Source organism: Paenibacillus salivarius, from assembly GCF_051307165.1.
In the GTDB taxonomy this organism is placed as follows: domain Bacteria; phylum Bacillota; class Bacilli; order Paenibacillales; family Paenibacillaceae; genus Fontibacillus.
This window is the reverse complement of sequence record NZ_CP195592.1, coordinates 5,197,166-5,219,611: the sequence shown is the minus strand read 5'-3', so window position 1 is coordinate 5,219,611 and position 22,446 is coordinate 5,197,166. Positions and strand designations below refer to the sequence as shown.

Genomic DNA, 22,446 nt, shown 5'->3' with positions numbered 1-22,446 from the left:
TTTATATCATTCAAGTTTCGGAGGGATCGGAATGAACAAAACACCATTGTCGAATGCATCCAAGCGGCAGCCTTCGCAGGACGGACCGAGAATCAGCCGGGAGAAGGCGACGATCAAGCATATGATTCATATTTATTGCAAGAGGCTGCATCGGGATTTACGTACGGATGACGGGCTATGCCCCGAATGCCTGAAGTTGGAAAGCTACGCGATGAAGCGCTTGACGTTTTGCCAGTTCGGAGAGGATAAGACGACATGCGTGGATTGCCCAGTCCATTGTTATGCCCCGCCGCAGCGGGAGGCGGTGAAGCGGGTGATGAGATATGCGGGGCCGCGGATGTTGTGGGTCCACCCGGTATTGACCATTCGCCATATGTGGGATGGACGAGCCCGGAACCGGAGGACAAACTGAAGAAGACACAATTTTTTCACAGTCGAAAATAGGGGCCAAACCCGCAATATATCTGGGTTTTTAAGCATTTTTCACACATACGACAACTAACTTGTGATTCTTGTCACAAAATTATTACTTTTACCCCGTGTATCTTCATAATTCCGTGATAGAATTCACATTAGTTAAGAATTATTATTGCGGAAAGAGGGAAGAAAGCTATGGATCCGTTAGTGCTGGCAAGATTACAGTTTGCGGCGACGACGATTTTTCACTTCTTCTTCGTGCCTCTCTCGATCGGCCTGGTGCTCCTGATCGCGATCATGGAAACCATGTATGTCGTCAAGGGGAAAGAAGAATACAAAAGAATGGCGAAGTTTTGGGGGAAGCTGTTCCTCATTAACTTTGCGGTCGGGGTAGTGACAGGGATCATTCAGGAATTCCAGTTCGGGATGAACTGGTCGGACTATTCCCGCTTTGTGGGTGACGTGTTTGGCGCGCCTTTGGCGGTGGAAGCTCTGTTTGCTTTCTTTATGGAGTCAACCTTTATCGGTCTATGGATTTTTGGCTGGGAGCGGTTGTCCAAAAAGGTTCACCTGCTCTGCATCTGGCTGGTAGCGCTTGGAACGACGATGTCGGCTTTTTGGATTTTGACGGCCAACTCGTTCATGCAAAGACCGGTCGGCTTTACGATCAACAACGGACGCGCGGAAATGAACGATTTCTTTGCTCTGATCGGAAACGGCCAGCTGTGGGTCGAATTCCCGCACACGGTGCTCGGTGCTTTTGCGACAGGCGCATTCATGATTACCGGGATCAGCGCGTACAAGCTTCTGCGCAAGCAGGATGTCCAATTTTTCAAAAAATCGTTTACGATCGCCGTGATCGTCGGTTTGATCGCTTCTTTTTCGACAGCGTTGTTCGGTCATCAGCAGGCACAATACCTGGTTGAAACGCAGCCGATGAAAATGGCCGCTTCCGAAGGGCTCTGGGGCAAGAGCGGCGATCCTGCGCCGTGGACGGTCTATGCTCATATCGATTCGGAAAATCAACAAAACAATTTCGAGATTAAAATTCCTTATTTGCTCAGCTTCCTATCCTACAGCAAGTTCTCCGGCGAAGTGAAAGGGATGCATGAACTGCAGGCGGAGTATGAGCAGACTTATGGACCAGGCAACTACATTCCTCCGGTTCGCACCACGTTCTGGAGTTTCCGGATCATGATCGCGGCCGGCTGCTTAATGATCGTGCTCGGCATGTACGGCGCTTATCTGGCATGGCGCAAAAAGCTCGATCGGCCGAATAAATGGTTTTATCGTTTTATGCTTTGGGGTATTTCGCTTCCGTTTATCGCCAATACGGCGGGTTGGGTCATGACGGAATTCGGGCGTCAGCCTTGGACCGTATTCGGTCTGATGCAGACGAAGGACAGCGTATCGCCGAGCGTCACCTCGGGACAGCTGCTGTTCTCGCTGATTGCTTATCTGGCGATTTTCACCGCCTTGGCGGCCGTAATGATCTTCTTGTTCGTGAAGACCATCAAGAAAGGGCCTTATTACGAGAGTGCTTCTGACGATCACTCGGCCGATCCGTTTGCGAAGGAGGGATACCATGTCTCTTAATGAACTTTGGTTCGTGCTGGTAGCCGTACTGTTCATCGGGTTCTTTTTCCTGGAAGGCTTTGACTTCGGGATTGGTATGAGTACCCGTTTTCTCGCCAAAAATGATATGGAACGCCGCGTTCTGATCAATTCGATCGGCCCGTTCTGGGATGCGAACGAAGTTTGGCTGCTGACGGCGGGGGGCGCGATGTTCGCGGCTTTTCCGAACTGGTATGCCACGCTGTTCAGCGGATACTATACGCCGCTTGTCGTTCTTTTATTCGCGTTGATCGCCCGCGGGGTAGCGTTTGAATTCCGTGGCAAGGTAGACAGCGGGAAATGGAAGACCACTTGGGATCTTGCGATTTTCATCGGCAGCTTGCTGCCTCCGTTCCTGCTTGGGGTCGTGTTTTCCGGTTTGCTGAAAGGCTTGCCGATCGACGGCGACATGGAAATGAAGGCGGGCCTGTTCGATATGGTTAATATATATACATTGGTGGGCGGAATTACCGTCGTCGTGCTGTGTCTCGTGCATGGTCTGATGTTCGCTTCCTTGCGGACGACCGGCTCTTTGCGTGACCGGGCCCGCAAGCTGGCCCACAAGCTGATGATTCCGCTTGCCGCTTTGCTGGTTATTTTCGGCGTCATGACTTACTTCCAGACGGACGTGTTTGAAGTGCGCGGTCTGCTCATCGGAATGATCGCCGTGGTCGGCCTGATCTGCTTCCTGCTGGCAGGCTGGTTCATGTCGAAGAAGAGAGATGGCTGGGCGTTCGGAATGACCGGGGCTACGATCATCCTGGCGGTATCCTCGGTGTTTGTCGGCCTCTTCCCGCGGGTCATGATCAGCTCGATCAGCGAAGCGTTCTCGCTGACGATCGATAACGCGGCTTCCGGGCAGTATTCGTTGAAGGTAATGACGATCGTGGCCTTGACGCTGCTTCCGTTCGTGTTGGGATACCAGATTTGGAGCTATTTTGTTTTCCATAAAAGGGTTCATGAAAAGGAGCATCTGGAGTACTGATGGGTCGCGGACTAATGAAGTACAAGGGGATCAAGCCGGTAATGGCGGTCATGGCTGGCCTGACCCTCATACAAACCATTGCTATCATCTTGCAGGCAAAATGGTTGGCGGAGGTCGTCTCCGCCCTGTTTGCCGGCGCCAAGCTTCAGGAACAGGCCGGCAGAATCGGCTTGTTCCTGATTGCTTTTATGGCGCGCCAGGCATGCGGATTGCTGATGCAGAGAACGGCGTATCGCTTTGCGGAGCGGACGTCGGAGTCCCTGCGGGAGCAGGTGTTGTCCAAGCTGTTTGAGCTAGGACCGAGGTTTGCCGGCAAGGAAGGAACGGGAAACCTCGTTACGCTCGTTTTGGAGGGCGTGACGAAATTCCGGAACTATCTGGAGCTGTTTCTGCCGCGCATGCTGGCGACGGGAATTACGCCGGTGCTGGTGCTCGTGTACGTATTTACGCTGAACCGGACGTCCGCCGTGATTCTCGTTGTGACGATGCCCATCCTGATCATCTTCATGATTCTGGTGGGGCTCGCCGCGAAAAGGCAGACGGAACGGCAGTGGCAGACCTACCGGACGCTGTCCAACCATTTCGTCGACTCGCTGCGGGGCTTGGAGACGCTGAAGTTTCTGGGGCGCAGCAAAAAACACATCGATTCGATCGAACGGGTCAGCGACTCGTACAGGGGAGCAACGATGCGAACGCTTCGCGTGGCGTTTCTGTCCTCGTTTGCGCTCGATTTCTTCACGATGCTGTCTGTGGCCTCGGTCGCGGTCAGCCTTGGTTTGCCTCTGGTGCAAGGACGGATTGAGCTGCTGCCCGCGTTGACGGTGCTGATTCTGGCACCGGAGTATTTTCTGCCGGTCCGCATGGTCGGCGCCGATTATCACGCGACGCTGGACGGCAAGGAAGCCGCCGAGGCGATGGAGGCTGTGATCGGTGCGGCGGAGGAAGAGGCCGGCAAGGCCGCGCCGGTACCGTCCGGAGCGGATATGTCCTGGACGCCGGGCAGTTCGATGGTGCTGCGGGGTATCGGCGTGACGCATGAGGCGGAAGGGGATATGGAAGCAAGCCCTTCGCTGACAGAAGTGGACTTATCCATCCAAGGAATGATGAAAATAGGCATTATCGGGGAGAGCGGTGCCGGCAAATCGACGCTGATCGATGTGCTTGGCGGATTTTTGCGGCCGACCTCGGGTGCCATTACGCTGAACGGGGGCCCCGAACTGGGCGATTTGTCCGCGGAGGACTGGCGCAGACAGATTACGTACATCCCTCAAAAGCCTTACATTTTCAGCGGAACGCTGGCGGACAATATCCGGTTTCACAAGCCGGATGCCTCGTTGGACGAAGTGAAGCGGGCCGCCGAGGCGGCCGGGTTGGGCGCGCTGATCGCCGGGCTGCCGGGCGGACTGGACGAGCAGATCGGCGGCGGGGGGCGGCCGCTCAGCGGAGGGCAGGAGCAGCGCGTGGCGCTGGCCCGGGCGCTGGTCAGCGAACGGCCGGTCATTCTGCTCGACGAGCCGACGGCCCATCTCGATATCGAGACCGAGTATGAATTGAAAGAAACGATGCTGCCGTTGTTTGAAGGCAAGCTCGTCATTTTGGCCACCCACCGGCTTCATTGGATGCGGAATATGGACCGCATCGTGGTGATGGAGCGGGGGCAGGTGGCCGAGACCGGCACGCATGAGGAGCTTATGGCGCGCCGGGGGGCTTATTATCAACTGGCGGCTTCGCTGAAGGAGGAGATCGAATGAACGGACAGGTGCGGGAGCAAGGGCAGGAGCGGCAAGGCGAAAGCCTGCTGCGGTCGGAATGGATCGCCCCTTATTTTCGGATGTACAGCGGCCGGTTCGCGCTTTATCTGATCCTTGGCATTTTAACGCTGTTAACCGCGTCGATGCTTATGTTCACCTCGGGATTTCTGATCTCCAAATCGGCGACGATGCCTTACAACGTGCTGCTGGTGTATGTGCCGATCGTCGGCGTCCGCGCGTTCGGGATCGGCCGGGCCGTCATCCATTACGTGGAACGGTTGGTCGGCCATGACGCGGTACTGCGGATCCTGTCCAAAATGCGCGTCCGTCTCTATCGGATATTGGAGCCGCAGGCGTTGTTCATCCGTTCCCGTTTTCGGACCGGAGACATCCTCGGCGCACTTGCCGACGATATCGAGCAGCTGCAGAACGTTTATATCCGCACCGTATTTCCGAGTTTGATCGCGTTAGTGCTGTATGCGGGGGCGGTAATCGCGCTGGGCGCTTTTGATGTGGTTTTTGCGCTTCTTGTCGCTGCATACATTTTTGTTCTGGTTGCGGTGCTTCCTTATATCTCGCTGATGCTGACGCGGAAGACGGACGCCGAGATCAAGCGGGAGCGGAACGGTTTGTACCAAAAGCTGACCGACGCCGTCATGGGCATCGGCGAATGGATGATCAGCGGCCGGTCGGGAGACTTCCTGCGCGATTACGGACGCGACTTAGAGACCGTCACGCGCAAGGAACGGAAGCTGAGAACCTGGGCTCGCTGGCGGATGCTGATCGGTCAACTGGTGGTAGGGATTGCGGTGGTTTCGATGATCTGGTGGTCCGGAGGGCAAGCGGCTTCCGGACAGATTGACCCGACGCTGATTGCCGCGTTCGTGCTGGTTGTATTCCCGCTGGCCGATGCGTTTTTGCCGGTATCCGAAGCCGTCCAGCGGCTTCCCGAGTACCGCGAATCGCTCAGCCGGCTGGATCGGATCGCGGGCGGCGGCGCGGAGGGCGGCGGGGCCAGCGGCACGGCGCAGGTGACCGTGCCGGCGGAGACGGTCGACGCGGCCGCACGGAGCGCTCACCTGCGGCTTACGCAGGTGCGGTTCGCCTACGGCGCCGGCGAAGCGCCTTCCGTCGACGGCGTGACGCTGGACATCCCGCAAGGGAAGCGCGTGATGCTGATCGGCCGCAGCGGAGCGGGAAAGTCGACGCTGCTGAAGTTGATCCAGGGGGCCATCGCGCCGACGGAGGGCGCGGTTACGATCAACGGGGTGCCGGCCGCCGCGTTTGACGGCGATGCGGGCATCCCGCGGATCATCTCCGTGCTGAACCAGAGCCCGCATTTGTTCGACACGACGGTGGCGAACAATATCCGGCTCGGGCGTCCGGACGCGGAGATGGAGGACATTGCCGCCGCCGCGGAGCGGGCGCAGCTCGGCGGGCTGCTGTCCGGTCTCCCGCTAGGGCTGGATACGCCGATGCGGGAGACCGGACAGCGCTTCTCCGGCGGGGAGCGGCAGCGCGTCGCCCTGGCGCGTGTGCTGCTGCAGAATACGCCGGTGCTGGTGCTTGACGAGCCCACGGTCGGGCTCGACCCGCGGACCGAGCGTGAGCTGTTGTCGACCATTTTCCGGTCGACCGAGGGCAAGACGCTCGTCTGGGTGACTCACCATCTCGCCTTTGCGGAAGAGATGGATGAGATCGTCTTCATGGAGCACGGCCGCATTCTGATGCGCGGCACCCATGCCGAGCTGATGGAAAGGGAGCCGCGTTACCGAAACCTCTACCGGTTGGATCGGCCGGAGGAATAAAACAAACCGAAAAGCGATAAGGCCAAGAAGTTTCTCTTTTGGACCTGATCGCTTTTTTTTGCGGAATTTGCTACTCTTTTAGTGTAATAAATTGGAAGTGAGTTGATAGGGGGTTATTTCAGAATGAATGCGCGAAAATGGAATGCGCCTCTTCCATTCGTATTGCTGCTTGGTTTGATATCCATGATTATCCTCATTTTATTACCTGCCGCCAAGCATTCGATTATTGTGGTTTGGGGCGGTTTTTCCGCAGTTATGATTGTCGTTCTGTTTCATGAATTAGGCCATCTTGCGATTGGCTGGCTAAAAGGATTGAATCCGGAGGAAATGAGAGTGGGCCCGCTTAAATTAACATTCCAAAAGGGTTTGGTTCGATTACGAGCTAATGAATCCTGGATGTTTTTTGGCGGGGTCGTTCGGTTCTCTCCCCCTGAATGCCGAGTGTCTGAGTTAACCAAAAAGTATGCTTTAACTTTTTTAGCCGGACCTGTTGCAAGCCTTGTTCTAAGTCTAGGGCTATTCATTTTTATGATCTTCTTTGAACCGAACTTGTTTTTTGAAATGGTTGCTTTGATCAGTTTGGCACTAGGGGTAACAACCTTAATCCCATTCTCGATACCAGGGGGCCTTCAATCCGATGGCTACAATTTCTCGATACTGACAAAAGAGGGGCATAAAGCGGTTATACTTATGGCCACTGTACTTCTTCAAAAAGAGTATCTGTCCGCGAAACGTCCCGCGGAGTGGAACGAAATCGTGGTCGAAGAGGCGATCAGCAGCATCTACTTAATGAATTCTACAACGGCTGAGGAACTGGCGCATGAGACCGAAATTCGTATGCTGCTTTATTATTACTTGTTCGATACTGGAAAACCGAATCTTGCCTTGCAAATCATTGAGCCCGTTGCTTTATCGGAAAAACCGACAAAAAGTCTCCCGAACAGCCGTATTTTTATAGACGGTTTTTATATATCACACCTCTTTCTTTACTCTCCGGATGCGGAAGAAAAACATAGTATGCTAGAACGAATCGTGAAAAATATGAGCAAACAAGAGCCGTATAGTTACCACAAAGCATGGGCAGCTTATTTGTCCGCCAAAAGAAATTTTACCGAAGCCAGGCAACACCTGCAGCAAGCGCAAGCACTCATGGAACGTTGGTATAAACCCTACGGAACTTACTTCACCGAGAAGAACATCCTTTCAAAAATTGAGAAGACAATGTAAAGCCGCACCGGAGCTCCGATAAAAGGATTTCTACATAAGGCCTACTCCTCGGATATCGGAAACTGGCGATCAATTAACTACCAATAGCCATTAAAAAGTGCCCGGCCGATGAGGCCGGGCACCTAAACAGAGTCAGGCGTTGCGGATATCATCCATTACACAGCTATTATGGTTCAACCCCCCATACCAGCGAGCCGCCCACGTACCCGGTCAGCTTCGGAGCGTCCGTATAAGACGTGGAGACGGAATCGAACGAATAATCGTCGCTTTGCGAGTAGTTGGTCCAGTCCGTCTTGGAAATCCGGATCTGGATGTCGATGCTTTGCCCTGCCGCGAGGCTGCCGGCTTCCGGTTTGAAGCCGATTTCTGCGTAATAGTCCGCTCCGTTCACGGCCGCGGGCAGCTTGACGAAGGTGCCGGTCACATTCGCGCTTCCGACCTGCGTCCAGTCGCAGAAGAAGCTTTGCGCTTTGTCCCCGTCGATCGTGTAGTAATAACGCAGTTTCACGTCGCTGAGGGAGATCGCTTCCGTTCCGGTGTTGGTCAGCTTGATGCGCGGGCTGATCGTATTGGACGCGGATTGCAGCGTCCCGTTAAACATTTGGACCTTGAGATCCCCTGCCGGTGCCGAGGTCGTATCCTTGATCGTCAGATGAAGGACCTTCGAAGGCCCCGAGCTGAACTGGAAGGTCAGATCCAGTTGGCCGACCGGCTGTGCCGCGAGGTAACTGCTCAAAACCGTGACTGCATCCCCGGACCCGGACACCGTATAATCGGTTCCTTCGGTCAACGGCACTCCGCTGTTCGAAACGGCCGACAACGTGTTGCCGTTCAGCGTCAGCGCCACCGGAATGTCGGCCTGGCTGCCCGCCTTCTTGTCAAACACCGCCGTCGTCGGCGAAATTTCCGATTCGGCAACCCCGGTACTGTCGTTAACCGTAACGGTCAACACCGCATTCGCCCCCGCGCTGAATTGGAAAGTCAACTGCAGCGGGCCGTTCGGCTGCGCAGCAAGATAGCTGCTCAGGATCGTAACCTGCGTTCCGGACCCGTTGACCGTATAATCCGTGCCTTGCGTCAACGGCACTCCGCCGTTCGAAACGGCCAGCAACGTGTTGCCGTTCAGGGTCAACGCCACCGGAATATCGGCCTGGCTGCCGGCCTTCTTGTCAAACGCCGCCGTCGTCGGCGAAATGGAGCTGCTCGGCACCGGCTCCGCCAGCGTATCGCCGTATACGATGCCAAGGCCGTTCGTGCCGATGTAGACGCGGCCGAAAATTCTTGGATCTCCCGTAATGGCGGAGTTGGTGGAAGCGTATTGATGCTGGTCGTCATTGATGCGGATCCAGCTTGCTCCGGCATCGTCCGAGCGGAAGATACCCCTCACGCCGTCGATTTTCGCGCTCGTGTAAAGCGCCATGTAATCGCGTCCCGGAGCGGCTTTGCCGAAGCCGATCACGTTGGCTTCCTGAACATTGGCAAGACGCGTGAAGGTGGCCCCGGAATCCGTCGAATGCCAGAGACCGTACACCCCGCTTGTCTTGTTGCCGCCCGCAAGCCAGATGTCGCCTTCCCGCCCAGGAACCGCCTTAAAGTCGAGATCCCCTTCGGCAGGGAGCCCTGTAGCAGCCGTTTGCGTGAAAGAAATCCCGCCGTTCGTGCTCACATAAAACTTCCCGGCCGACCAGGCATAGAACTTACTTGCATTTACCCGGTCCGAAGCGATTTTGGCCCCGGCGGGAACGCCGCTGCTTGCGGTCCAGGAGTTGCCGCCGTTTTTGGAATAGAATACGCCGACGTCCGGGGTGCTCCAGACGATGGCATCTCCGCTGGCGGACAGGGCTACCTTGCCCCCGCCCTGCGTACCGGAAGGCTCTCCGTTCCCGAAATACCAGTTGCCTCCGCCGTCCCGGGAAAATCCGATCGCTTTGGCGTTCGGGTTCACCGATTTGTCCACGGTCCCCACCCGGACGATGAAGCTAGGGTCCAGTTCGGCATAGTCCATATCCGTGGTGCTGTTCGGATTGGTCATCATTTTTGCCGGAGCCTGCGTCAAATCGTCATGCACGAATCCGGTAACGTCGCCGAGACCGCTAATGAGATGAGCGCCCGAAGGAGGGCTGATCAAATCGATGACCGCCGTTTCCTCGATTCCGGTCGCCATGACGGAAAGGTCGATTTCCCCGCCTTGGTCCCAATCGGTCAAATTGTTGGTGCCGTAAATCGTCGCCCCGGTCCCGTACATCATCCGGTCCGAATTGAACGGGTCGATTTCCAGGTCGCCGATCATCCAGCCCAGCTTGGGGGAAACTTCCGGAGGCGAAGGCTGGTTTTCAAAGTCCAGCCAAGGGGCCTTGGAAATGTCCAGGTTGTACCGCAGCGTCCGGTCCGGGTAACCGTTCCAATCCCAGATCCGGCTCCAGGTCGCTCCACTGTCGGTGCTGCGGAAAATGATCGCGTCCGGCCACCAGGAGTTTAGCGTGGCGACCATGATCGTTCCCGGATTTTGGGCGTCCACCGCAAGTCCGCCATATCCGTAATAGTTATCGCTACTGCCGGATGGCACGGGGCTGATATTGGTCCAGGCGCCCGTGTTGGTGTTATATCTCCACACATCTCCCTTGGTTCCGTCGTAAGGACCGGCTCCGTCGCTGTAAGAAATGTAGAGATTCCCGTTCGAATCAAGAACGCCGTGATGCGGCAAATATCCGGTCGGTTGTCCCGGTACGGCGGACCAGGTGGCACCTCCGTCCGTGCTCCGGTATACGCTTTCATTTTTGTCGGCGACACCGACGTAAATGGTTTGAGTAGCTTGTCCGGCCGAACCGGTGGAGGGATCAAAGGTGATCCAGGCCAAACCTACGATATCGCTCTGATATTCGTAGTCGGGATTTTCCACATAGGTTCCCGCATTCGGAAAGCTTGTCACTTTGCTCCAGGTCGCCCCATAATCGGTGCTCCGCCACAGGCCGTTGCCGCTGCGAGCCCCGAAATACAGAATGCTGTTCTTGTTCGGGTCGATTGCCAGACGCTCGCCCATGGACCGGCCCGGCATATTGCCGCCCACTTTGAACGGCAGCGGGGATTCCGCCCACGTTTCGCCCCGGTCGGTGGATCTCAAAATAAATCCGTTGTTGGGATCCCAACTGTTCGTATATGTGCCGACGGCCAGGTAGAGCCTGTCCGGGTCGACCGGATCGGTAGCCAGCGCGTCGACGCCGGTTTTGCTCCATTCCTCGAAGCCGACCCAATCCAGCAATTGAACCCAGCTGTTGTTGGCGGGATTCCAGCGATAGGCGCCGCCGATGTCCGTCCGCGCATAAATCAGATTGGGTTCCGACTCGTTGAAAATAATCCCGGGAACGAATCCGCCCCCGCCGCCGGTGACGGCTTTTTTCCATTCATAGTTTTCGCTCGGGGCGGCTCCGGCCTGGCCGGGTAACCCTGTAAACGCGGTTCCAGTAACAAGTACGGTAAGAAGCAGGAGATGAAGTCCTTTGAGAATCTTTTTTCTTGCCATGCAAAAAAACCTCCCTACGATAGAGTAATGGGTCAAGACTCGGTAGTGCGGGTTTTCGGCAAAAATAAATTAGGCACATCGATTTGGAACGTCTATGCTCGTTACCGCCATCACCTCCTTAAAAGCTATATTATGAAAACGCATTCATAAAAACGGGTCATATCTTTAATTTTTGAGTTTTTTCCATTCGGCAGGATGGGTATCATCATAGATCGTAGAGGAATTCATTGAGAGAAAGAAGATATTAGAGGATGAAATGTAATTATGTTCCAGAAATGCTTGTCTCTAGACTATCTCAAACGATGGGCTTCGTCAATAGCCAACACTTCCGTTAAAGCGGTTAACCTTATATAATGGGGGCATCGGAGGTGTGAACGTGGAACTGAGGCAGATTCAATACTTCATCGAGGTCGCAAAGCTGGAGCACGTTACTGAAGCGTCATACGCGCTGCATGTTTCGCAGTCGGCGGTCAGCCGGCAAATTTTCAAATTGGAATCGGAGTTGGGGGTGGATCTGTTCATCCACGAAGGCCGCAAGGTAAAACTCACGCCGATTGGACGTTTGTTTTTGGGGCATATGGAACATTTAATGAAAGTCATAGAAAATGCGCAGCAGGAAATCAGCGAGTACTTGGATCCTGAGCGGGGGACGGTCAGAATCGGGTTTCCGAGCAGTATGGCCGCACATATGATCCCGCAAGTCGTTTCCGCGTTTCGGGAGCGCTATCCGCTGGTTCATTTTCAACTGCAGCATGGTTCCTATAAAGAACTGGTCGACTGGGTGGCCAAGGGGGACATGAATTTGGCGATCATGGGACCCGTACCGCAAAACGAACCGCAAATCAAAGGGGACGTTTTGTTTCAGGAAAAGTTCGTCGCTTTGCTCCCGGCAAGCCATCCGCTGGCAGGACAAACCTCGGTCAAGCTGGGCGAATTGAAGGATGATCTATTCGTGTTGTTTCCCGAAGGCTTTGTGCTCAGGGATATCGTGGTCAAGGCGTGCGCCAATATCGGGTTCCAGCCCAAAGTGACTTTTGAAGGGGATGATCTGGATGCGATTAAGGGGCTTGTTTCCGCCGGACTCGGCTTGACGGTGTTGCCGGAGATCGCGCTCAGCGAACATATCGCCTCATCCATTGTCATCCTGCCGATCACGGAACCTCGCGTAACGAGGGACGTGGGCGTGATCATCCCCGCCAATCGGGAACTTCCGCCAACGGAAAAGCTGTTTTACGAGTTTTTGCAAAAATTGGCACCTGATTTGGGGTTTCCCGACAAATAATGAGTTATATTGTCAGCCTAATAGGACAAACTATGAGCAAATTCACATGATAAAGTCATTAAGTTTAATACTTAGTGACTATTTTTATTAAAAGTATGATACAATCAATATCGGGTTGTTCACAATTTAATTGTTCAAATTTTCACTAACTCGGTAGGTTAGTGGGGGCTTGGGACCCTTTGAACCCCAACTTTTAGTCCATCGAAGGCTTATTGTAAAGGAGAATTGGAATGTCAGAATCGACTACTGAAACACAAGTACAAGAAACAGCTGTTACGGCCGGCGAAAATGCGGGACGCGACATCGTCGATCAACTGCTCAAGCCGGAAGTACAGGAATCCCTGACGGTTCTGGTGCAGCAGCTGCCCAAATTGACCGAGCTGGTTGACGTGCTGACGAAATCTTACGATTTCGCCAAAACCGTAGCGACGGATGAAACATTGAAGAGCGACACGGTCGGAGCGATTGCGGAAATTGCCGGACCGGTTACGGAAAAAGCGAAAAACCTGGCTGCGACTGTCATCGAGGCCAAAGATCGTGCCGAAGCAAGCAACGAGGTTATCGGCCTTTTCGGGTTGCTTAAAATGCTGAAAGATCCGCAAGCGCAGAAACTGTTCCGTTTCGTGAATGCCTATCTTCAAGTTGCCGGCGAAAAAGAAGCCAAAAACAAATAAGGAACTTATTTTGTAAGAACGGAGGACGGAGAACTACATGTCTAAGCATATTGTTATTCTAGGTGCCGGTTACGGCGGCGTACTGAGCGCTTTAAATATTCGTAAGTATATGACCAAGGAAGAAGCACGGGTAACCGTGGTTAACCAATTCCCGACCCATCAGATCATTACGGAACTGCACCGTCTCGCGGCGGGCAGCATTGCCGAACGTGCGGTAGCATTGCCGCTGGAGAAGCTTTTCAAAGGAAAAGATATCGATCTTCGCATCACCAAGGTAGAGAAGTTTTCGGTCAACGACAAGCAAGTGAAGTTGTCCGACGGTACGGTTCTGTCCTACGACGCGCTGGTTGTCGGACTCGGAAGCGTTACGGCTTACTTCGGGATCCCGGGGCTTGAGCAGTACAGCATGGTGCTGAAATCGGCGAATGATGCGAACCACATCCATCGTCATATCGAAGATCGGATCGCGGAATACGCCAAATCGAAAAATCCTGCCGACGCTACGATCCTGATCGGCGGCGGCGGTTTGACCGGGGTTGAGCTTGTCGGCGAAATCGCGGATAAGCTTCCTGAATTGAGCAAAAAACACGGCGTGAGCCAATCCGAAATCCAGTTGATGCTCGTCGAAGCCGGACCGAAGATCCTGCCGGTTTTGCCGGACGTATTGATCGAACGCGCGACGGCAAGCCTGGAAAAACGCGGCGTCAAATTCCTGACCGGGTTGCCTGTTACGAACGTAGAAGGCAATACGATCGATTTGAAAGACGGACAAAAAATCGTCGCGAATACATTCGTATGGACCGGCGGCGTTCAGGGTAACCCTCTCGTCGGCGAATCGGGCCTGGAAGTGAACCGCGGACGCGCAACCGTCAACGAGTTCCTGCAGTCCACATCGCACAATGATGTATTCGTTGTCGGCGACAGTGCCGTTTATTTTGGAGAGGACGGCCGTCCATATCCTCCAACCGCACAGATCGCATGGCAAATGGGCGAGTTGACCGGTTACAACCTGTATGCATATCTGACAGGCGGTCATCTGGAATCGTTCACCCCGGTGAACTCCGGTACGCTGGCGAGCCTTGGCCGCAAGGATGCGGTAGCCACCATCGGCGCAAGCAATACCCAGCTGAAAGGCTTGCCTGCAACCTTGATGAAGGAAGCGAGCAACATCCGCTACTTGTCGCATATTAAAGCGCTCGACGCGCTGGCATATTAATCCCTAGCTATAAAGAAAGCCATCTTTTGCCCCTTTTTCGGGCAACAGGTGGCTTTTGCGCTTTCCAATTCATGAATTATCATTCCGGGAAGCTTCCGAAAGAATCGCTTCGCTTCTGCAAAAGGGATACCGGCCATTAGGTAAAAATCTGATGCAATACGGTGTCTACTATGTTCGCTTTCCGGACGGAATAAGCTGAGCCAGCCATATCGCAAAAAAAAAGTGCAAACCGGAATCGGTTTGCACTCTTATTGTATTTCAAATTTACACTACGCCGTGAGCGACCATGGTGTCGGCCACTTTCAGGAAGCCGGCGATGTTGGAGCCGACGACCAGGTTGCCGGCATAACCGTAATCTTCAGCGGCTTTAACGCTGTTGTTGTAGATGTTTTTCATGATGTCCTTCAGTTTGGCGTCGACTTCTTCGAACGTCCAGGCCAGTCTTGCGCTGTTTTGCGCCATTTCCAGAGCGGAAACCGCAACCCCGCCTGCATTGGCGGCTTTGGCCGGTCCAAAGTATACGTCGTTATTCAGGTACACTTCGATAGCTTCCAAAGTGGAAGGCATGTTGGCGCCTTCGGCTACGAATTTTACGCCGTTGGCAACGAGCGTTTTAGCGGATTCTTCGTTGATTTCGTTTTGCGTTGCGCAAGGCAGTGCGATATCGCAAGGAATCGTCCAAATCTTGTCGCAGCCTTCATGGTATTCCGCGGAAGGGTGTTCGTTGACATACTCCTTGATCCGTTTTCTTTCCACTTCTTTCAGGCGTTTCACTGTAGCGAGGTCGATTCCGTTCTTGTCGTAAACATATCCGTTGGAATCGCTGCACGCTACGACTTTTGCGCCAAGCTGTTGAGCTTTCTCGATCGCGTAGATCGATACGTTACCGGATCCGGAAATAACGACCGTTTTGCCCGCAAAGCTTTCGCCTTTGCTCTTCAGCATTTCGTCGGTAAAGTACACGAGGCCATAGCCGGTAGCTTCAGTACGCGTCAAGCTGCCGCCGTAAGTCAGGCCTTTGCCGGTCAGGACGCCTGCTTCATTGCCGCCGCGAAGGCGTTTGTATTGGCCGAACATGTAGCCGATTTCTCTTGCGCCCACACCGATATCGCCGGCAGGTACGTCAGTATCCGGACCGATATATTTGGACAGCTCGGTCATGAAGCTTTGCGTGAATTTCATGATTTCGTTATCGGATTTTCCCTTCGGATCGAAGTCGGAACCGCCTTTGCCGCCGCCGATCGGCTGGCCGGTCAGGGAGTTTTTGAAAATTTGCTCGAAGCCGAGGAATTTGATGATGCTGGCATTGACGGACGGATGGAAACGAAGGCCGCCTTTGTAAGGACCGATGGCGCTGTTGAATTGTACGCGGAAGCCGCGGTTCACTTGAACTTTGCCTTGATCGTCCACCCAAGGTACGCGGAATGTAATCAGTCTTTCCGGCTCCACGATTCTTTCCAGAATGCCATGCTCTTTGTATTTCGAGTTTTTGGCAAATACCGGTACGAGGGAATCCAGGATTTCTTTTACGGCTTGATGAAACTCGCTTTCTCCCGGGTTGCGTTTCTTGACGGTTTCATAAACCTCGTTAACATAAGCTTGAGCCGCTTGCAGCTCCGGAGTGGTTTGTGTAGTGATCGCCATGATTTCTCCACCTTTCCTGTTGTCCACATAGGATTTTGTTCCAAATTTCACGATATGTTTCTTACATTGATTGTAATATCTACGAAAGAGATAAACAAAACTTTATTTAGATGAACTTCATGACTTAAATAGATGAAGTGTGCAAAAAAATAATCATTAAGTGCAAAAATAGGGAATTCAATGTACAAATAATTAATCAATAAGTGCAAAAAGGGGTAAAAATAAAAGACCGGCCCGGAGGGCCGATCTTTATTATGCGTTAGACGAAACTTCGATTATACTTGATTCCAATGAGTGATCTGCTCCAAGGGAAGACGTGCCGTGCCGTGCGCCTCCTTGGCGGCTTTGCCGACCGCGATAAGCAATATCGGTTTTAGCGTTTCCGGCAGGGCATAGGCCTCCGCGAATTTCTCGGCGTTGAAACCGCCCATCGGAACCGTATCGTAACCTTTGGCTTTGGCGACAAGCATCAGCTGCATGGATACGAGGCCCGCATCCAGCAGGTTGATCTGGTGCAGCTTTTCCGGACCGATGCCGCCATACATTTGAACCAGCCGCGAAACGAAAGCCGTTTTGGTCGTCTCGTCCATAAAACCGTTTTCGACGGCTTTGGAATAGATCGCTTCCGCCTGCTCGTAAGATCTCAGATCGCCCAGAACCGCAATCACGGCAGCGGCGTCGATGACTTGCTGCTGGTTATTGGCGATCGGGTACAGTTCTTCTTTCAGCTTTTGATCGTCGATGATCAAAAAGCGCCAAGGCTGCAAGTTGGACGAGGAAGGAGCGGTAGTCGCCAGCTTGAGCATCTCAGTGAGTTCTTCCCGGGAAATTTTGACGCTCGGGTCGTAGGCGCGAACGGAGTGTCTTTCTCGAAGCACGGTAGAGAAATCATTCAAGTTTACGGTTTCTTTCACACTCATTTTTTTACATCCTCCCTTGGGGATTTTCTTGTAGTCACAGTATATTCTCGAACTGTAAATTTTTCAAGTACAGTTAAGCAAAAGAATGCAAATTTTTTACAGGAGGCATCATTATGGATCTGAACATTGGAATCGTGGGTACAGGCTGGTTCAGCAAAGTTCATGGCGATATTTTAACCGCGATGGACGGGGTCCGGATTGCGGCGGTCTGCGGTACGAGCCAAGCCAAAGCGGACTCGTTGGCAACGCGTTATCCGGAGGCTAAAGGCTTTGCTGACGTCACCGAAATGCTTGACGAGTGCGAACTCGACGGGGTCTATATTTGCATCCCGCCTCATGCTCATGGCGACATTGAGGAGGAACTCATCAACAGAGGGACTCCGTTCTTGGTCGAAAAACCGCTCGGCGCGGAACTGGAAACTCCGAAGCGCATTTTGGACATGCTGAACAGAAAGCCATTGATACATTCGGTCGGGTATCATTTCCGCTATAAAGATACGATTCAGAAACTGAAGGGCAATCTGGAAGGCCGGACGGTCGGAATGGCGCTTGGCGCGTGGATGGGCGATATGCCGCAAGTAGATTGGTGGAGAAGGCAGGAGGGGTCGGGCGGTCAGTTTATCGAACAGACAACGCATATCGTGGATCTGCTCCGATATACGGCCGGTGAAGTAGAGGAGGTGTATGCGACTTATGCCAACCGTGTCGTACATAACCGTTATGAAAATGTAAGCGTGGCGGACGTAGGTACCGTCACCATGAAATTAAGCAGCGGGGCCATCGCGAATATTTCCAATACCTGCGTTTTGCCGGGCGGCGTAGGGGAGGTCGGTCTCCGGCTGTACACGGACGAAGGCATTCTTGATTGGAATCCGGACCGTTTGGAAATCGCGGGGACCGGGGAGAAATGCACCTATATGATCAGTGACAATCCTTATGAAAAAGAAAGCGAAGCCTTTATCCACGCGCTGCGCACCGGCGATACGTCGGGTATTTTGTCCGACTACGCCGATGCCGTGAAGACCCAGCGTGTGACATGCGCGGCACTGGAATCCGCTGCGAGCGGGAAAGCGGTCGTCATAAAGCATTAAGAACGACAGGAAGCGGGATAGATTCATCTCCCGCTTCCTGTTTTTTTCAAGCCGTATATCTGCCGACAAGGTTCCGAAGTTCCCGCACTACGTCCCCTTTCCAGACTCCCCCATGAAAGCAAACGATTTCGTCAATGTCATAATCCGTCAGCCGCTGTACGGAACGAACCGCCTGCTCCCGATCCATCGTGAAGCGGGGATCGGCCAAGTCAAGCCTTCCATCCAGGAGAACGACGGCGTCTCCCGCGATCAAGGTTTTGCTTGAAGCCAGATATAAAGACATATGGCTTGGCAAATGGCCGGGAGTATGCACAATTTGAATGCCCCCGCACCAAGGCAGCCTTTCGTTGTCCGCTACGGTCCGATCGACGGAAACCGGTTCGATCATGCGCAGATTATCGATAAATTGTTTCCGTTCCGGCTTGGCTTCTTCAGGTAATGCTTCAAAATCGGCTTCGGCTTGTTGTAGCCGGAGCAGCTTCTTCGAGCCCTCGATATAAGGCTTGTCCAGTTCGTACGCGATAATCTCGACGCGGGGCAGCCTTTTTTTCAATTCCGCAAGCGCTCCGATATGGTCCACATCATGGTGGGTCACGATGATTTTCGTGATGGCCTCAAGACGGAATCCCTGCTTTTCGACTGCTTTCTCGATTTGAGGAACAGAGCGGGGATAACCGCAGTCAACCAAAATGAGCTCCCGGGCGTCATGCAGAAGAACAGGATGGATCACCTGCTTCCGGCCATTCTTATCAAACTCCATGTCCAACACGGAATAACTGTTCATTGTCGTTCATGCCTCCATTCGCTTGTTGTCCTTGTCCTAGGAATAGTATGACGGATTTATTTTTTCGCACGCAAGAAGAGCAACAAAAGTTTCTTTAAATTTGTAATTGAAATCACAAAACCCGGCTTCCCGGAATTTTATCCTTGGGGTATGCGATACCGAAAGGAAGGGAGAGATTCCGTTATGAAAGGGAATAAGGCTCAAAACTCATTTTTGAAGGGTGTACTGATCTTCACTCTTCTGATTAGTTTCACCGTCCTGATCGCCGGAGGCTTCTGGATTTTCAAGACCCAGGCCCCGAATCCGCTTCAGGTCGTCGATAGCCGGGGGAACGTGCTCACGACAAAGGAGCAGATCAGCGGCGGGCAGGCGGTCTTTCAAAAATACGGATTGATGGACTATGCGACCGTACTCGGGCATGGTTCCTATTTAGGGCCCGATTATACCGCCCAGTCGTTGAAAATCGTGACCGACGCCATGCATGACGTGAACGCCATGCGGGATTACGGGAAACCTTACGCTGAACTGGCGAAAGAACAGCAAACAGTCATTTTTGAGCAAGTCAAAGAGGAAATGAAACAGAACAGGTATGAAAAGGGGACGAAAACCCTTGTGCTTACGGATGGCCAGGCAGAAGGCCTGAACCGGGTGCGGGATTTCTACGATAAAGTGTTCACGGAAGGCGACGGTCACGGAATCGGACCGAATCTGATCGACAACGACTCGATGCCGGAAAATGACCGGGCTTACGTCGCTCCGGGGGATATGCGCCGGCAAATCGCGGACTTTTTCTTCTGGACGGCCTGGCTGTCCGCCACGGAGCGCCCCGGCGATACGATTACGTACACGAACAACTGGCCTTATTTCGAGGATGCGGGCAATACGATGTCTTATTCCGCCATGCTTTGGAGCGGGGTGAGCGTCACGCTGTTGATTCTTTTTCTGGGATTGATTCTGTATTTCTACAACCGCTATAGATTGCATATGCAAGAAGCTTATGAGCCCGGGAAATTTCCGGTGCTGGACCTCAGCCGAATGCCGGTGACGAAGAGTCAGGTTAAAACCGGGAAGTACTTCCTGATCGTCGTCCTGTTATTCCTGATCCAATCCGCCCTAGGCGGGTTGCTGGCCCACTACTACGTCGAGCCTGACAGCTTCTTCGGCATGGATTGGGTGCTTGAACTGATTCCGTTCAATATCGCCAAGTCGTACCACTTGCAGCTGGTCATCCTTTGGGTGGCGACAGCCTGGCTCGGGATGGGGATTTATGTGGCGCCGCTGGTCGGCGGCAAGGAACCGAAGCGCCAGGGGCTGCTTGTCGATATCCTGTTCTGGGCGCTGGTGGTGCTTACTGTAGGAAGCACGGTCGGAGAATGGCTCGGGGTTAAAGGATACCTCGGCAACCTCTGGTTCTGGCTCGGCCATCAGGGCTGGGAATACCTTGAGCTTGGCCGGTTCTGGCAGGTACTCCTTGTGGCGGGCATGGTCATCTGGCTGTATATCGTGTTCCGGGCGATTCGCTCGGCCCTGCGAAAGGAAACGGACCGGGGCGGTCTGACGCATCTGCTCTTTTACTCGGCAATTGCGGTACCGTTCTTCTATATTTTCGCATTCTTCTTTAATCCGTCGACTTCATTCACCTATTCGGATTACTGGAGATGGTGGATCATTCACCTGTGGGTGGAGGGCATTTTCGAGGTATTTGCCGTCGTCGTTATCGGGTTCCTGATGGTGCGGATGAAGCTCGTCACGAAAGAGTCCACCGTGCGTTCATTGTTATTCCAGCTGATCCTGCTGCTTGGCAGCGGGGTGATCGGGATCGGGCATCATTATTATTACAACGGATCGGCGGAAATCTGGATTGCCTTCGGGGCCGTGTTCTCGGCGCTTGAAGTTATCCCGCTCACCTTGCTGATTTTGGAAGCTTACGATCAATATAAAATGATGAGAGAAGGCGGGCACGCTTTCCCATATGCCTCCTCGTTCCGGTTCTTGATTTCGACGGCGATTTGGAATTTGGTCGGGGCGGGCGTCCTCGGCTTCCTGATCAATCTCCCGGCGGTCAGCTATTTCGAGCATGGCTCCACCTTGACGACGGCCCATGCGCACGGATCTATGATGGGCGTTTACGGCATGTTTGCGATTGCGGTGCTGCTTTACAGTTTGCGGAATATCGTTGAGCCGGACAAATGGAACGACAAACTGCTGCGCTTGTCCTGCTGGGGGCTTAATATCGGCTTGACCGGCATGATCGTCGTCACGCTGCTGCCCGTCGGGTTTATGCAGCTGAAGCATGCGTTCGACTTCGGCTTTTGGTCGGCACGAGATTACTCCTTCTATCAGGGGGATGCGGCGCATACGCTGCTGTGGCTGCGGATGATTCCGGATACCGTGTTCATCGTGCTCGGGATTTTGCCGCTCGTTTACGCCGTCGTTCGCTCCATGTTCCATTTGCGCAAGCCGAATGTCGAGGATGAAAAGCCGTTTGAATAAGGCCGCCGAAAGGAGAGCTCGATATGATGGAGAAAGTAACCGTTCCGATGCTGCGCCGCTCCGTACCGCTGTTTCGTGATTTGGACGATTCCGTCGCCGAGAGGTTGTGCAAAGTCTCCATTCCTCGCATGCTGCCGAAACGATCGCCGGTGATCCGCGAAGGGGAGGAGGTCGAAGCCGTATACTTCATTCTGCAAGGGCTCGTCAAAACAATCCGGACCGACGAAAAGGGAAACGAGCAAATCTACTCTTTTTTGAAAGCAGGGGATATGTTCCCGCTCACCGGGCGGTTTGATGCCGGTACGCATCCCGCCACCGCCGTTACGGTCGTTGAAACCGAACTGCTTGCCGTGCCCGTCAAAGACCTGGAACAAATATTGCTGTCGGCGCCGGACTTCGCCTATCGTTTAATGGGTTTGATGAGCGGGAAAATCCGTGAACTGCAGGATAAGCTGCTTCATTTTTCCCAACGGAGCGTCGAAGACCGCGGAATTTCTTATCTCATTCAGCTGGCGGAGCATTTCGGAGTGGAGCGGGAGGGCGAGGTCTGGATTCCGGTCCCGATGACACATCAGGAAATGGCGAGCACCATCGGCTTTACCAGGGAATCGGTCAGCCGGCTGCTGACCAGTCTCCGGAAGGAAGAGATGATCGTTTTCAACCGCAAAGGCTTTGTCGTGAAAAACTTGCAGGCGTTGAAAACAAAAGTGTGCGTCAAAGAGAACTGTCCGCATTGCAGGGAAGCGGGGGAGCGCGAGAGGGAGAGGGAGTTGGCTTCCGCTGCAGGACAGGGGAGATAGAACAAGGCAGCCTTCCGTGTTGGGAGGCTGCCTTGTTGGTGCGAAGCTACCTTACGGAACACACAGCCCTTATTCGCCCGTTCCAGCGTTATTTTCAAATCTAACGGAACCAGGCGCTCTTATGGGGCGTATTTCAAGGGGAAATTCCGCTCTGGGAGAGAAATAACGGCTCCCAGTTCCGTTAATTTGTTTGAAACGCCGTTTTCACCGGAATAACGTC

The 22,446-nt window shown here is 53.6% G+C and carries 16 protein-coding genes; 12 read left to right on the top strand and 4 right to left on the bottom strand.

From position 1 onward, the window contains the following. The first annotated feature begins 31 nt into the window (after positions 1-31). The 6 genes from ACSFXJ_RS24210 to ACSFXJ_RS24185 all read left to right on the top strand — a co-directional run bounded on the left by ACSFXJ_RS24210 (position 32) and on the right by ACSFXJ_RS24185 (position 7,802). Complete coding sequence (locus ACSFXJ_RS24210) at positions 32-412, top strand: nitrous oxide-stimulated promoter family protein (protein ID WP_435922854.1); 381 nt, start codon at positions 32-34, stop codon at positions 410-412. Positions 413-612: 200 nt separating this feature from the next. Next, positions 613-2,013 carry a cytochrome ubiquinol oxidase subunit I gene (locus tag ACSFXJ_RS24205; RefSeq protein WP_435922853.1) on the top strand — a complete coding sequence of 467 codons (1,401 nt, stop codon included), beginning with the start codon at positions 613-615 and terminating at the stop codon, positions 2,011-2,013. After that, positions 2,003-3,016 carry a cytochrome d ubiquinol oxidase subunit II gene (gene cydB, locus ACSFXJ_RS24200; RefSeq protein WP_435922852.1) on the top strand — a complete coding sequence of 338 codons (1,014 nt, stop codon included), beginning with the start codon at positions 2,003-2,005 and terminating at the stop codon, positions 3,014-3,016. The genes ACSFXJ_RS24205 and cydB overlap by 11 nt, the downstream gene beginning before the upstream one ends. Further along, positions 3,016-4,767, top strand: coding sequence for a thiol reductant ABC exporter subunit CydD (cydD, locus tag ACSFXJ_RS24195; protein ID WP_435922851.1), 1,752 nt, complete (start codon positions 3,016-3,018; stop codon positions 4,765-4,767). The genes cydB and cydD overlap by 1 nt, the downstream gene beginning before the upstream one ends. Next, entirely contained in the window at positions 4,764-6,575 is a 1,812-nt protein-coding gene (gene cydC / locus ACSFXJ_RS24190) for a thiol reductant ABC exporter subunit CydC (RefSeq protein WP_435922850.1), read from the top strand. The genes cydD and cydC overlap by 4 nt, the downstream gene beginning before the upstream one ends. A gap of 123 nt (positions 6,576-6,698) precedes the next feature. Then, on the top strand, positions 6,699-7,802 hold the full coding sequence (locus ACSFXJ_RS24185) for a M50 family metallopeptidase (RefSeq protein WP_435922849.1): 1,104 nt from the start codon (positions 6,699-6,701) through the stop codon (positions 7,800-7,802). Between the two features lie 166 nt (positions 7,803-7,968). On the opposite strand, the gene ACSFXJ_RS24180 is transcribed toward ACSFXJ_RS24185, so the two are convergent. After that, a complete protein-coding gene (locus ACSFXJ_RS24180; protein ID WP_435922848.1) occupies positions 7,969-11,322 on the bottom strand; it encodes a X2-like carbohydrate binding domain-containing protein in 3,354 nt (1,117 codons plus the stop codon). Between the two features lie 376 nt (positions 11,323-11,698). Here ACSFXJ_RS24180 and ACSFXJ_RS24175 point away from each other — a divergent pair, with 376 nt between their 5' ends. From ACSFXJ_RS24175 to ACSFXJ_RS24165, 3 genes are all read left to right on the top strand, one after another. Next, on the top strand, positions 11,699-12,604 hold the full coding sequence (locus ACSFXJ_RS24175) for a LysR family transcriptional regulator (protein ID WP_435922847.1): 906 nt from the start codon (positions 11,699-11,701) through the stop codon (positions 12,602-12,604). Positions 12,605-12,834: 230 nt separating this feature from the next. Further along, positions 12,835-13,278, top strand: a complete 444-nt coding sequence (locus ACSFXJ_RS24170; RefSeq protein WP_435922846.1) for a DUF1641 domain-containing protein — start codon at positions 12,835-12,837, stop codon at positions 13,276-13,278. A 37-nt stretch (positions 13,279-13,315) separates the two neighbouring features. Then, a complete protein-coding gene (locus ACSFXJ_RS24165) occupies positions 13,316-14,494 on the top strand; it encodes an NAD(P)/FAD-dependent oxidoreductase (protein ID WP_435922845.1) in 1,179 nt (392 codons plus the stop codon). A 264-nt stretch (positions 14,495-14,758) separates the two neighbouring features. Here the strand turns inward: ACSFXJ_RS24165 and gdhA are convergent, their stop codons facing one another. Continuing rightward, the gene (gdhA, locus tag ACSFXJ_RS24160) at positions 14,759-16,138 is read right to left on the bottom strand and encodes an NADP-specific glutamate dehydrogenase (protein ID WP_435922844.1); all 1,380 of its coding nucleotides are present in this window, start codon (positions 16,136-16,138) and stop codon (positions 14,759-14,761) included. A gap of 275 nt (positions 16,139-16,413) precedes the next feature. After that, entirely contained in the window at positions 16,414-17,058 is a 645-nt protein-coding gene (locus tag ACSFXJ_RS24155; RefSeq protein WP_435922843.1) for a nitroreductase family protein, read from the bottom strand. Positions 17,059-17,171: 113 nt separating this feature from the next. Here ACSFXJ_RS24155 and ACSFXJ_RS24150 point away from each other — a divergent pair, with 113 nt between their 5' ends. Continuing rightward, on the top strand, positions 17,172-18,149 hold the full coding sequence (locus ACSFXJ_RS24150) for a Gfo/Idh/MocA family protein (RefSeq protein WP_435922842.1): 978 nt from the start codon (positions 17,172-17,174) through the stop codon (positions 18,147-18,149). 46 nt (positions 18,150-18,195) lie between these two features. Here ACSFXJ_RS24150 and ACSFXJ_RS24145 read toward each other — a convergent pair whose 3' ends face one another. Continuing rightward, entirely contained in the window at positions 18,196-18,933 is a 738-nt protein-coding gene (locus tag ACSFXJ_RS24145; protein ID WP_435922841.1) for an MBL fold metallo-hydrolase, read from the bottom strand. A 150-nt stretch (positions 18,934-19,083) separates the two neighbouring features. On the opposite strand from ACSFXJ_RS24145, the gene ACSFXJ_RS24140 reads away from it, so the two are divergent. Further along, on the top strand, positions 19,084-21,426 hold the full coding sequence (locus ACSFXJ_RS24140; RefSeq protein WP_435922840.1) for a nitric-oxide reductase large subunit: 2,343 nt from the start codon (positions 19,084-19,086) through the stop codon (positions 21,424-21,426). A 23-nt stretch (positions 21,427-21,449) separates the two neighbouring features. Further along, positions 21,450-22,226: a Crp/Fnr family transcriptional regulator gene (locus tag ACSFXJ_RS24135; RefSeq protein ID WP_435922839.1), complete on the top strand. Its 777-nt coding sequence runs from the start codon at positions 21,450-21,452 to the stop codon at positions 22,224-22,226. Positions 22,227-22,446: the final 220 nt, after the last annotated feature.